Genomic DNA, 12,564 nt, shown 5'->3' with positions numbered 1-12,564 from the left:
AGGGGTCAGCGGGCGATGGTCTGTGTACGCCAGATCTTCTTCTGCAACTGCAGGATCCCGTACACCAGCGCCTCGGCGGTCGGCGGGCAACCTGGGACGTAGACGTCCACCGGCACCACGCGATCACAGCCGCGCACCACAGAATAGGAGTAATGGTAGTAGCCACCGCCGTTGGCGCAGCTGCCCATCGAGATCACCCACTTGGGGTCGGGCATCTGGTCATAGACCTTGCGCAGCGCCGGGGCCATCTTGTTGACCAGGGTGCCGGCGACGATCATCACGTCGGACTGACGCGGCGACGGGCGGAACACCACACCGTAACGGTCAAGGTCCAGGCGCGCCGCACCTGCGTGCATCATTTCGACGGCACAGCAGGCCAGACCGAAGGTCATGGGCCACATCGAGCCGGTACGCGCCCAGTTCAGCAGGGCATCGACGCTGGTGGTGACAAAACCCTTCTCCAGCAGCGGGTTGTCGCCTTCCGGCCGCAGGATGTCATCAACCCGCCCTTCCGGGACGGGATTGGTCATCAGGCCATCGAGAGTCTGAATCACTCCCATTCCAGCGCTCCCTTCTTCCAGACATAAATGAAACCGAGGAACAGCATGCCGACGAACAGACCCATGGTGACGAGCGAACGCGCGCCAAGCTCCATGAAGACCTGCGTCCACGGCACGATGAAGATGATTTCCAGGTCGAAGACGATGAACTGGATCGCGATCAGGTAGTAGCGCACGTCGAACTTCATGCGCGCGTCTTCGAAGGCTTCGAAGCCGCACTCATACGGCGACAGCTTTTCCAGATCGGGGCGGCGGGGACCGAGGAATCGACCAACCAGCATCAGCGTAATGCCGATACCGGTGGCAACGATCAGAAACAGCAGAGACGGCAAATATTCGGCCAGCACAGCGATTCTCTCTTGCCTCTGCCGCTGCGCCTGCAGGCGCTTTGGCATGGGGGAGTGGACGGGAATCTGCCTGGCGCCTTGCGCGCCAGACGAACCCGCTTTACTTACTAAATGGTGCCCAAGAGGGGACTCGAACCCCTACGACCTAAGTCGCTACCACCTCAAGGTAGTGCGTCTACCAATTCCGCCACCTGGGCAAACGATCACATCAGACTATCTTCCCGATGCGCCGCGTATTGTAACCGGCTTCAGTCTTTCTGGGAGCCTTCCGAAGGCTTTTCTTCACCAGAAACCGAAGATTCCGCCTGAGCCGGCACAGTTGCGGCCGGAACCGGGGCGGCCGGGACCGCATCGGCCTTCGGAACAGCCGGCAATTCGCCCGCCGGAGCGGCCGGAGCACTGGCCGCCGGGGCGGACATCAGGCCCAGATCCTGATCGGCGGCCGGGCGGTTGCCATGGCCGGCGTACCAGGCCATGAAGAGACTGATGCCGAAGAACACCACGGCCAGCCACTTGGTCGACTTGGACAGGAAGTTGGACGCGCCACGCGCACCAAACACGGTCCCCGAGGCGCCAGCGCCAAAGCCCGAACCTGCCGCCGCACCCGAGCCACGCTGCATCAGGATCAGCGCGACCATGGCTACGGCAACCAGCACGTAGACGACATTGAGGATCAACATCAGCATTGGAAATCCGCCCTCGGACTAGAGTGCCGGCGGCTAGCCGGCAACCGTAACTAATTGTTTGCCGCCGCCTCTGCGATGGCCAGGAAGTCGGCGGCCACCAGGGAGGCACCACCAACCAGCCCACCATCGACATCCGGCTGCGCGAACAGTTCCCCGGCATTGTCGGGCTTCACGCTACCGCCGTAAACAATGGGCAGTGAATCAGCAATTCTAGCATCGATGCGCGCGACTTCGCCACGAATGAACGCGTGCACCTGCTGCGCCTGCTCCTTGGTTGCGGTACGGCCGGTTCCAATGGCCCAGACCGGCTCGTAGGCGACCACGGCATTGGCAAAGCCTTCGGCACCGACAAGCTCAAGTACCGGGGCCAACTGGCTGGCGATGACCGCCTCGGTCTGCCCCGCCTCACGCTGCTCAAGGGTTTCGCCGACACACAGCACCGGCACCAGGCCGGCATGCAGGGCGGCAGCGAACTTGCGCGCGACCAGCTCACTGCTCTCGTTATGGTACTGGCGGCGCTCGGAGTGGCCGACCAGACCATAGCGGGCGCCGACCTCGTGCAGCATGGCCGCGCAGACCTCACCGGTGTAGGCGCCCTTCTCATTGCTGCTGACGTCCTGCGCACCAAAGGCCAGGCCGGTCTCGCCGAAGTCTTCGACCAGCTCACCCAGGTAGGGCATCGGCGGCAGGATCACCACCTCCACCCCGCGCTTCGGCAGCCCGGCAGCGACCTGCCCCAGCAGTTCGATGGCGAATTGACGGCTGCCGTGCAGCTTCCAGTTTCCAGCGACGATCTTGCGGCGCATGAGCGGGTGGCTCCTGTGTGAACTCAGCCGCCCATGATACCTGCTGTGGCAAAAAACCGTTTCTTTGTAAGCGGTTACATGGATTTTCAGCCAACGGCGCAGCCCCTCGTGGCGGGGTTTGGGGTTGGTCGCGGAGAGCCCGGTGGGATTTGTGGGGTTGGCCGGGTGGGTGGGACTGGCGAGGGACGCCGTGAACCCGTCCCTGGGGGCTTGGCCGCGGCATCCATGCCGCGGACACCCTCGCCAGCCCCACCCGCCCGGCCCATGACACATTCCGGCGGTTCCGTCCGCCACGGAAAGAAAAAAGAAGATCAAAGGCGAGAGCAGAAACAGAGCCCCTCCCCCGCCCCGATACCTGACAGATCCCATCCACGCATGGCGTGGATCTACCAGGTGCAGCCCAACCGCCGCGCCGCCGCCAGATGCAACCCAACCGTCACCGGGAAACTATCGAAGGCGGGGAGGTGTCGGATGGCGGGGTGTCCGCGGCATGGATGCCGCGGCCAAGCCCCCAGGGATGGGTTTACGGCGTCCCCGCCATCCGACACCTCCCCGCCTCCCCACGGAACATCCCAGAGCCGCTTTAGCTTTGGCTTTGGCTTTGGCTTTGGCCTCTGCGGGTGCAGGGCGCAGCCCTGCCGAACACCCTCCGCTGCGCTCGCCGGGCATGGCCCGGCGCTACCCGTAATGAAAAAGCCGCCTTTCGGCGGCTTCTTCATTACTTCAGCTTGATCTCGCGCAGGCGCTCTTCAAGGAAGCCGTGGGCGGTGATCGGCTCCGGGTACCGGCTCGGGTTTTCCGGGGTGACGCACGAGGGCAGCACGTCGATCAGGAAGTCCGGGTTCGGGTGCAGGAAGAACGGCACCGAATAGCGCGGCTGGCGGGCCAGCTCGCCCGGGGGATTGACCACACGATGGATGGTCGACGGATACACATGGTTGGTCAGGCGCTGCAGCATGTCGCCGATGTTGACCACGATGGTGTCCGCGTCCGACGTGAACGGCACCCAGTCGCCATCATGCGACTGCACTTCCAGGCCCGCCGCGCTTGCGCCAACCAGCAGCGTGATGAAGTTGATGTCGCCATGCGCACCGGCACGCACGTTCGGGATGTCGTCGGTGGTGATCGGCGGGTAATGGATCGGGCGCAGGATCGAATTGCCGAAGTTGGTCTTGTCGGCGAAGAAGTGCTCCGGCAGGCCGATGTGCAGGGCCAGGGCCGACAGCACGCGCGAACCCAGGTTGTCCAACGCCTGGTACAGGCCGTAACCCCGCTCACGGAAGCCCTCCACCTCGGACGGCCACAGGTTCGGCGCCATCACGTCACGGTACTTGGAGTCGTCGGCGATCTCGCGGCCGATGTGCCAGAACTCCTTCAGGTCGAAGTGCTTGGAGCCCTTGGCGGTCTCCACACCGAACGGGGTATAGCCACGGGCGCCGCCGCTGCCAGCCACGTGGTACTTGCGCTTGGTCTCATCCGGCAGTGCGAAGAAGGCCTTGAACACGTCATAGGCCGCATCGATGTCGGCCTGCGGGATGCCGTGGTTGCGGATGCCGGCAAACCCCCATTGGCGATACGCCGCCCCCAGCTCGGCCACGAAGGCGTCGCGGTCACTGTCGAAACGGGTGATGTCGAGGGTGGGGATCTGGCTCACAGCGGTTCCTGGCTTGTCGTTGAGTCGGTACGGGCCGCCCGGGTCACAGCGGCCGATCTGAACATTGTGACAGATAGATCAGGACACGCCACCGACACACTGAAACAAACCGATACAATGCGCCACCCGCGCGCGGTTTAACGACTTCGTCACGCCGGGAACCGCCCTCGTTGCCCACCTGAAACCGCCCTTCCCATGGACGCCGCCCTGCCCGACGCCACCACCGCCGATCTCCCCGGGCCAGCCCGACGCTGGCGCAGGCTGGCCTGGTGGTCCCTGTTCATCGCGGTCAACGCGGTGCTTGCCGCGCTCATCGCGCTGGGCAACGTGCCGCTGCGCGACAACCCCGGCGGGGCACTCGGCCTGGCCTATCTGGCGATCGCCCTGCCCGGCCACCTGCTCGCGTTCGGCGCACTGGCCGGACTGCTGCCGCTGGCCATCGGCCTGTGGCCGCGAAGTGCGCGCGCGCTGAGTGTGTCGGCGGTGATCTGCCAGGGCCTGTGGCTTTGCCTGCTGCTGGTGGATGCCAAGGTGTTCGCGCTGTATCGCTTCCACCTCAACGCGATGGTCGCCAACATGGTTTTCGGCGGCGCCCTGCAGGACCAGGTGAGTCTGTCCTGGAAGACCTGGCTGCAGGCGGTTGCCATGGTCTCGGCGATCTTCGCCGCGCAGGGCCTGCTTGCATGGGCGTGCTGGAAACTGCTGCCCGCGGCACCGCGACGGCGACGGGTACTGCAGGCCTGGGCCGCGATTGCCCTGCTGATGGGCGGTGGCCAGGTCGCCACCGCCTACTATGACGCGCTCGGCGAACGCGCAGTGATCAGCCAGTGGAATTACCTGCCATGGGCACAACCGATCACCGCCAAGAGCGCGATGCGCCGCTTCGGCGTGGTCAGCCAGCACCAGGTTGGCCTGCCCGACCCGCGCCATGCCCAGCTCAACTATCCATTGCAGCCCCTGCGCTGCCAGAGCCACCAGCGGCCGAACGTCCTGATGGTGGTACTGGAGTCATTGCGCCATGACGTGCTCACCGCGCAGTTCATGCCCAACGCCTCCGCATTGGCCCAGTCCTCGCGGGTGTACGAGCATCATTTCAGCACCGGCAACGCCACCCGCTATGGCCTGTTCGGGCTGCTGTACGGTCTGCCAGGCGGCTACTGGCCGAGCATGCTCGATGAACAACGCGGCTCGCAGTTGTTCAAGGTACTGGGACAACAGGGCTATGACCTGCATCTGTATGGCAGCGCGCCGCTGTACAGCCCGGAGTTTGATCGCACGGCGTTTGCCGATGTCCGCGACCAGCTGCACCAGGGCCCGTCTGAACTGACGTCTGACGGCCGCGACGCCGCCATCGTCGCTGGACTGAAGAAGGACATCCGCGCCAGCCAGGCAGCACAGCGTCCATGGTTCGGTTTCGTTTTCCTCGATTCCACCCACGCGCCCTACCACATGCCGGCCGGCTATCCGCCGCTCGCCACGCCGATGGCCGATGCCATCGATTTTCTCAAGTTCGGCCCGGCGCACGATCCAACACCGGAATTGAACCGCTATCACACCGCGGTGCATTACGCCGACAGCCTGATTGGTTCGTTGCTGGATGACCTGCGCGCGCAGGGCCTGGAGCAGGACACGATCGTGCTGGTGACCGGCGACCATGCCGAGGAATTCAACGACCTCAAGCTGAACTACTGGGGCCACAACGGCAACTTCTCCAACTACCAGTTGCAGGTGCCGTTCGTGCTGCATTGGCCGGGCCAGGGTGGCGGTCGCGACACGCGCGTCAGCTCGCATGAAGACTGGGTGCCGACACTGATGCGCCACGGCCTGGGCTGCGAGAACGCATTGACCGACTACAGCACCGGCCATGACCTGCTGGCTGCACCCGCCGGCAAGCGTGCACTGGTGGTGGAAAGCTGGTCGCAGCGCGCGGTGCGCGCCGGCGAGGCGATCTACGTGTTCGACAAATTCGGCAACGCCACCGCGCTCGATGCGCGCTACCGCCCGTTGCCGCACCAGACCCCCGACGCCGCCAGCATCCGCGCGGCATGGGAAGCGCTGACCCGCTTCCGCAACCGCTGAATCCAAGGACCGATCCGCCCATGAACCGTCCGTTGCGCATCCTGCATACCGAAGCCGCCAAAGGCATGGGTGGGCAGGAGATCTACATTTTCCGGCACATGCAGGTGATGCGCGCGCGCGGTCATGACGTCGCACTGCTGTGCCAGCCCGACGCGCGCCTGGCCACCCGCGCGCGCGATGATGGTTTCACCGTACATACGCTGCGCATGGGCGGCATGGCCCGCCTGCTGCGCGGCATCTGGTCGGTGTCACGACTGGTCCGCCGCGAGCGCTACGACGTGGTCAACACCACCAGCCGTCGCGATGCATTGATCGCCGCGGCAGGTGCACGCCTGGGCGGGGCACCGCTGGTGGTGCGCTCACGCCATCTGATGAGCCCGGTGAATTCGCTGCTGACCTACACCGGCCTGCCCCACCGGGTCATCACGGTGAGCAACTTCGTCAAGCAACTGCTGGCAGACCGTGGAATTCCCGCCGATCACATCGGCATCGTGCCGCCGATGGCGACGGCTCCGGCTGGCAGTGGCGCCGCACAGGAGCCGTCCTGGCAGGCGCTGCAGGAGACCCGCGCTCGCGTGCGCGCCGAGCTCGGATTCGATGAACAGGACATCGTGGTGGGCTGCGTGGCTGTGCTGCGCGAACCCAAGGGCCACGCCGAACTGCTGCAGGCCATGGTGCCGCTGTGCAAGGCCAACCCCCGTCTGCATCTTGTGGTGATCGGCGATGGCCAGGCAGTGATGCAGCGCCTGCAGGCCACGTGCGCCGAACACGACCTGCAGCGCCAGGTCCATCTGCTGGGTTTCCGCAGCGATGCCAGCCAGCTGATGCCCGGCTTCGACATCTTCGCCTTGGCCACGCACAAGGAAGCCTCGGGCACGGTCTTCCTGGAAGCGGCACAGGCAGGCCTGCCGATCGTCTCGCACCGGGTCGGCGGCGTGCCTGAAATGCTGGTGGAAGGCAGCAATGCCATCCTCACCCGGCTTGGCGACAACGCCGCACTCACCGGCGCGCTGCGGCTGCTGGTGGACGATCCCGAGCGCCGCCGGCAGATGGGACGTTCCGGCTGGGACTGGATCCGCAGCGCCAAGCGTTTCAGCCCCGAAGGCCACGCTGAAGCCACCGAACACTACTACCACCAATGGATGAAGGAGCTGGGTCATGGCTAATGCCAGAACCGTACCGGTGCTGATGCATCACCACGTCAGCAACTCGCCCGGCATGATCACGGTGTCGCCGGAGAATTTCGAAAGCCAGATCGCCTGGCTGGCGCGCACCGGCTGGACCTCGTTGACGCTGGACCAGTACGCCGGCTTCCTGGCCGGCAAGCCGGTACCGCGCAAGTCGATCGTGATCACCTTCGATGACGGCTATCTGGACAACTGGGTCTACGCCCATCCGATCCTGCAGAAGTACGGCATGCACGCAGTGGTGTTCGTGGTGACCGGCTGGATGCACGAGGGCCCGATGCGCCCGCATGCCGGCATCGCCGGTGCCACGCTGCCGGAAACGCCCGAGCATCGCGCCTGCGAAGACCTGATCTACAAGCAGGGCCGCAGCGACGAAGTGATGATGCGTTGGAGCGAAGCACGCGCGGCCATCGAGGCGGGCACCTTCGAGATCCATTGCCATACCCACACCCATACGCGCTGGCTTCGCCGCCAGGACCTGGACCGCGCCCAGCGCCGCGCCGGCATCAGTGGCGATCTGTCGAAGGCCAAGGAAGTGCTGCTGGAGAAGCTGGGCGAAGTGTCGGACACGTTGTGCTGGCCGTACGGTGATTTCGACCAGGACTACATTGAAGTGGCACGCGAGCAGGGGTTCCGCTACCTGCATACCACCCATCCGTTCGGCCGCAACGTGGTCGGCGGCGATCCCGAGCGCATCTATCGCTTCGCCATCCGCAACCGGCCGGCAAGCTGGCTGCGCAAGCGCATCGCATGGAGCTACAACCCGTTGATCGCACCGCTGTTCAATGGCTTCAAGGCGCGGCAGAAGAAGATGGTGCCGGGGCCGTGATGGCTTCTCCAGGCCCGGTCTGACATTGCTTCGGCAAGGAAGCTGCAACCGAGTGGAAGGAATACAGGAAATGAACGTTCTGGTTACCGGCGGTGCGGGATTCATCGGCTCCCACGCGTGCGTGGAACTGCAGCAGCAGGGCCACGCAGTGGTCATCGTCGACTCGCTCTGCAACAGCGACGCCGGGGTGATCGGCCGGATCGGCGACATCACCGGCATCACGCCATTGTTCGTGCAGACCGACGTGCGCGACCGTGCACGGATCGCAGCCTTGCTGCGCGAGCACTCGATCGATGCGGTACTGCATTTTGCCGCGTTGAAGTCGGTTGGCGAATCGCGGCAGATGCCGCTGGATTACTTCGACAACAACATCAGCGGCACCCTTGCCCTGCTCGGCGCCATGCGCGATGCCGGCGTGGGCACGTTCGTGTTCAGCTCGTCGGCAACCGTTTACGGTGACCAGGACCATTGCCCGGTGGCCGAGACGGCCTCGACCTGCGCGATGACGCCCTACGGCCGTTCGAAACTGGTGGTGGAGCAGCTGCTGTCCGATCTGGTCGGCGCCGATGCAACGCTGCATGTGGCAACGCTGCGCTACTTCAATCCGGTGGGCGCGCATTCAAGCGCGCTGATCGGCGAGCTGCCGCACGGAACACCCAGCAACCTGATGCCCTACATCGCCCAGGTGGCCGCCGGCCTGCTGCCCGAAGTGCAGGTGTTCGGCGATGACTACCCGACCTGCGACGGTACCGGCGTACGCGACTACATCCATGTGGAAGATGTGGCGCGGGCCCATGTACTGGCGCTGCAGTACCTGCGTGACAAGCGCCGCAGCATCACCTTGAACCTGGGCACCGGAAAGGGCCACAGCGTGCTTGAACTGATCAAGGCCTTCGAGCAGACCGTCGGCCGGCCGATTCCATTCCGGATCACCGGCCGCCGCAGCGGCGACATCGCGGTGAGTTTTGCCGACCCGTCCCTTGCGCTGCGCGAGCTGGGCTGGACTGCGCGCCATGGTCTGGCGGACATGTGCCGCGACACATGGAAATGGCAGTCGGAGATGCCGCGCAGCGCCTGACGCCCTGCCTGCAGCAGACAGCAACATGGCCGCACAGGCGGCCATGTTGTCGGTTCCATCCCGCGACAGGACTCAGGCCGCAGCCGCCGTCCTGACCGCCGCCGAAAGCCGATCCAGGGTGTCCTGCATCAACGTTGCGTCATCCGCCTCGACCGTGACCCGCACCACCGGCTCGGTGCCGGAGGGACGCAGGAAGGCACGTCCACGGCCGGATACGGCCTGCTGCGCTTCGGTCAGCGCAGCCTGTACGCTCTCGGCCTGCACGGTGGCCTTGGCCGAAACATCGCCGAGGCGCACGTTGACCGTCTTCTGCGGCACCTTGGTCAACGGCTGCAGCGCTTCGCGCAGGCTCTTTCCCTGCTGCTTCAGCGCCACCAGTACCTGCAGGGCGCTGACGATGCCGTCGCCGGTGGTGGCCCGGTCCAGGCACAGCAGATGGCCGGACGCTTCACCGCCGAGCACGCCGCCGCCCTCCACCAGTGCCTGGTGCACGTAGCGGTCGCCGACGTTGCTGCGCTGGAACGGAATCTGCAGTTCGGCCAGGGCCTTTTCCAGTCCGAAGTTGCTCATCAAGGTACCAACCACAGGACCGCGCAGGCGGCCATCGGCCTGCCATGCACGCGCCAGGATATACACCAGGTCATCGCCATCGACCGGATTGCCGCGATCATCAGCCATCAGCACCCGGTCGCCGTCACCGTCGAAGGCGATACCCAGGTCAGCGCGGGTTTCCCGCACCTTGGCAGCGAGGTTGTCGATATGGGTCGAACCCACACCGTCGTTGATGTTGACGCCATTGGGTTCGGCACCGATGCCGATGACCTCCGCACCCAGTTCGCGGAACAGCAGCGGCGCGATCTGGTAGGTGGCGCCATGCGCGCAGTCGAGCACCAGGCGCACGCCGCGCAGATCGAACGCACGCGGCACGCTGGACTTGCAGAACTCGATGTAACGGCCAACGGCCTCGCGTGCACGCGAGGCCTTGCCGAGCTTCTCCGAAACGGCCGTGGTGAACGGCACGTCCAGGGCAGCTTCCAGCGCCAGCTCGGTGGCATCGTCGAGCTTCTCGCCCTGGGCGGAGAAGAACTTGATGCCGTTGTCGTAGTGCGGATTGTGCGAAGCACTGATGACGATGCCCGCATCCACGCCGAGGGTACGGGTGAGGAAGGCAACGGCCGGGGTCGGCATCGGACCGAGCAGCTGTACATCAGTGCCCGCAGCAACCAACCCGGCTTCCAGCGCGGCTTCGAACATGTAGCCGGAGATCCGTGTGTCCTTGCCGATCACCACGATCGGACGGCGGCCATCCTGCCCGCGCTGGGACACCAGCACGCGGCCCAGGGCATTACCCAGGCGCAGCACGAAATCCGCCGAGATCACCCCTTGGCCAACTCGACCGCGGATGCCATCGGTACCGAAGTACTTGCGGCTCCCCATCAAACCTCCTCCGGTGCCGGCTCGCGGCGCAGCATCGCCAGCAGGTCGGCCAGTCGATCGCGCAGTTCACGGCGGTCGCAGATCTGGTCGATGGCACCGTGTTCGAGCAGGAACTCCGAACGCTGGAACCCTTCGGGCAGCTTCTCGCGCACGGTCTGCTCGATCACGCGGGGGCCGGCGAAGCCGATCAGTGCACGCGGTTCGGCGATGTTGATGTCGCCCAGCATGGCGAACGACGCCGACACACCGCCGGTGGTCGGGTGGGTCAGCACCGAGATGTACGGCAGACCGGCCTCACGCAGCTTGCCCAGCGCGGCCGAGGTCTTGGCCATCTGCATCAGCGAGAACAGGCCTTCCTGCATGCGCGCGCCGCCGCTCTGCGAGAAGCACACGTAAGGGGCGCCGATCTCCACTGCGGTTTCAGCGGCCAGCGCGAAACGCTCACCCACCACCGAGCCCATCGAACCGCCCATGAAGGCGAAATCGAACGACGAGGCGACCAGCGCACGGCCCTTGAGCAGGCCGCGCATGGCGATCAGCGCGTCGTACTCACCGGTGTTCTTCTGCGCGATCTTGATGCGCTCGCCGTACTTCTTCTGGTCCTTGAACTTCAGCAGGTCGGTCGGCCCCAGGCGGGCGCCGATCTCGGTGGTGCTGTCAGCATCGAACAGTGCAGCCAGGCGCGCGCGCGCGCGGATGGCCATATGGTGGCCGCACTTCGGGCAGACCTCCAGATTCTCTTCCAGCTCCGGACGGTACAACGCACTGCCGCAGTTGCTGCACTTTTCCCACAGGCCCTCGGGGACGCTGCGCTTCTTGCTGGGGGTGTTGTCGGTGCGGATGCCAGACGGCATCAACTTGCTGAGCCAACTCATGCGGGAGGACACTTCCGTTCAGGGCGGCCCGAGGGCCGCAAAGGCGGACAGTCTAGCTCCGCTTTCCCTGCCCGTGCACCCCCTGCCCGGCCGTGGCCCCGGCGGAAAAAACCATGCTGGGACGTACGTTTAGGTGTTGGGGCCTGCCGGCCGCTGGCCGGCAGCGCCTGCAAGCGGGCGGGTACGGAGGATGCCGGCCAGCGGCCGGCACTACCATTACGCGTCGAGCGCCTGCCGCAGCGGGGCCAGGAACGCAGCGGCGCGCTGCGCTGCATCCTCGGCGGAGGCGGCTTCAGCCAGCACTGCCACCAGCGCGCTGCCTACCACTACGCCATCTGCCTGGCGGGCCATGGCCGCCGCGCTGGCTGCGTCCTTGATGCCGAAGCCGGCCACCACCGGCACGCTGGCCTTGGCCCGCAGCGCCTGCAGACGTTCACTGGCCGCGTCACTGTCCAGTCGTTCGGAGGCGCCGGTGACACCGGCAAAGCTGACGTAGTAGAGATAGCCACGGGCCAGCGCCAGCAGCTTGTCAGCGCGCACCTCGCTGGTGGTCGGCGACGCGAGCAGCACCAGCGCCAGGCCCGCGGCATCGAAGGCCTGCTGGGCTTCACCGGCTTCTTCCGGTGGCAGGTCGACCAGCAGCACGCCGTCCACGCCAGCGGCCACTGCCGCGTTGGCGAACGCCACGTAACCGTGGATCTCCACCGGGTTGAGATAGCCCATCAGCACCACGGGCGTCTGCGCATCCTGTTCGCGGAACTGCGCCACGGCCTGCAACACATAACGGGTGCCTGCGCCGCGGGCCAGCGCGCGCTCGGAACTGCGCTGGATGGTCGGGCCGTCGGCCATCGGATCGGAGAACGGCACGCCCAGTTCGATCACATCGGCACCGGCCTGGACCAGCGCGTGCATGACCGGCACCGTAGCTTCCAGCGAAGGATCACCGGCGGTGATGAAGGGGATCAGGGCCTTGCGCTGCTGCTGGCGCAGCTGCTGGAAACAGGCATCAAGTCGGGATACGGACAT

General features: G+C 65.6%; 12 protein-coding genes and 1 tRNA gene. 4 read left to right on the top strand and 9 right to left on the bottom strand.

Annotated features, from left to right (window positions below; genetic code table 11):
* Nucleotides 1-5: 5 nt before the first annotated feature.
* The 6 genes from HUT07_RS05545 to HUT07_RS05520 form a co-directional block, all read right to left on the bottom strand.
* On the bottom strand, nucleotides 6-560 hold the full coding sequence (locus HUT07_RS05545) for an NADH-quinone oxidoreductase subunit B (RefSeq protein WP_025876198.1): 555 nt from the start codon (nucleotides 558-560) through the stop codon (nucleotides 6-8).
* A complete protein-coding gene (locus tag HUT07_RS05540) occupies nucleotides 551-907 on the bottom strand; it encodes an NADH-quinone oxidoreductase subunit A (RefSeq protein WP_005414075.1) in 357 nt (118 codons plus the stop codon). Before HUT07_RS05540 ends, HUT07_RS05545 begins: the two co-directional genes overlap by 10 nt.
* A gap of 112 nt (nucleotides 908-1,019) precedes the next feature.
* Nucleotides 1,020-1,104: transfer RNA gene (locus HUT07_RS05535), tRNA-Leu, on the bottom strand.
* A gap of 51 nt (nucleotides 1,105-1,155) precedes the next feature.
* A complete protein-coding gene (gene secG, locus HUT07_RS05530; RefSeq protein WP_025876192.1) occupies nucleotides 1,156-1,593 on the bottom strand; it encodes a preprotein translocase subunit SecG in 438 nt (145 codons plus the stop codon).
* Between the two features lie 50 nt (nucleotides 1,594-1,643).
* Complete coding sequence (tpiA, locus tag HUT07_RS05525) at nucleotides 1,644-2,399, bottom strand: triose-phosphate isomerase (RefSeq protein WP_176020085.1); 756 nt, start codon at nucleotides 2,397-2,399, stop codon at nucleotides 1,644-1,646.
* A 718-nt stretch (nucleotides 2,400-3,117) separates the two neighbouring features.
* Entirely contained in the window at nucleotides 3,118-4,053 is a 936-nt protein-coding gene (locus HUT07_RS05520) for an isopenicillin N synthase family oxygenase (protein WP_176020084.1), read from the bottom strand.
* Nucleotides 4,054-4,260: 207 nt separating this feature from the next.
* Here HUT07_RS05520 and HUT07_RS05515 point away from each other — a divergent pair, with 207 nt between their 5' ends.
* From HUT07_RS05515 to galE, 4 genes are all read left to right on the top strand, one after another.
* Nucleotides 4,261-6,132 (top strand): DUF3413 domain-containing protein, encoded by a 1,872-nt coding sequence (locus tag HUT07_RS05515; protein WP_176022484.1) that lies wholly within the window; start codon nucleotides 4,261-4,263, stop codon nucleotides 6,130-6,132.
* Nucleotides 6,133-6,152: 20 nt separating this feature from the next.
* Nucleotides 6,153-7,298 carry a glycosyltransferase family 4 protein gene (locus HUT07_RS05510; RefSeq protein ID WP_176020083.1) on the top strand — a complete coding sequence of 382 codons (1,146 nt, stop codon included), beginning with the start codon at nucleotides 6,153-6,155 and terminating at the stop codon, nucleotides 7,296-7,298.
* Complete coding sequence (locus HUT07_RS05505) at nucleotides 7,291-8,148, top strand: polysaccharide deacetylase family protein (protein WP_176020082.1); 858 nt, start codon at nucleotides 7,291-7,293, stop codon at nucleotides 8,146-8,148. The genes HUT07_RS05510 and HUT07_RS05505 overlap by 8 nt, the downstream gene beginning before the upstream one ends.
* Nucleotides 8,149-8,218: 70 nt before the next feature.
* The gene (galE, locus tag HUT07_RS05500; RefSeq protein WP_176020081.1) at nucleotides 8,219-9,226 is read left to right on the top strand and encodes a UDP-glucose 4-epimerase GalE; all 1,008 of its coding nucleotides are present in this window, start codon (nucleotides 8,219-8,221) and stop codon (nucleotides 9,224-9,226) included.
* A gap of 72 nt (nucleotides 9,227-9,298) precedes the next feature.
* Here the strand turns inward: galE and glmM are convergent, their stop codons facing one another.
* The 3 genes from glmM to trpA form a co-directional block, all read right to left on the bottom strand.
* Nucleotides 9,299-10,663 carry a phosphoglucosamine mutase gene (glmM, locus tag HUT07_RS05495; RefSeq protein ID WP_176020080.1) on the bottom strand — a complete coding sequence of 455 codons (1,365 nt, stop codon included), beginning with the start codon at nucleotides 10,661-10,663 and terminating at the stop codon, nucleotides 9,299-9,301.
* Nucleotides 10,663-11,538: an acetyl-CoA carboxylase, carboxyltransferase subunit beta gene (gene accD, locus HUT07_RS05490; RefSeq protein WP_176020079.1), complete on the bottom strand. Its 876-nt coding sequence runs from the start codon at nucleotides 11,536-11,538 to the stop codon at nucleotides 10,663-10,665. The genes glmM and accD overlap by 1 nt, the downstream gene beginning before the upstream one ends.
* A 216-nt stretch (nucleotides 11,539-11,754) precedes the next feature.
* On the bottom strand, nucleotides 11,755-12,564 hold the full coding sequence (gene trpA / locus HUT07_RS05485) for a tryptophan synthase subunit alpha (RefSeq protein WP_176020078.1): 810 nt from the start codon (nucleotides 12,562-12,564) through the stop codon (nucleotides 11,755-11,757).

The sequence above is a fragment of the Stenotrophomonas sp. NA06056 genome (assembly GCF_013364355.1).
Classification (GTDB): Bacteria; Pseudomonadota; Gammaproteobacteria; order Xanthomonadales; family Xanthomonadaceae; genus Stenotrophomonas.
Note: the sequence above shows the minus strand (reverse complement) of the source record. Positions and strands in the feature narration are given on the sequence as shown.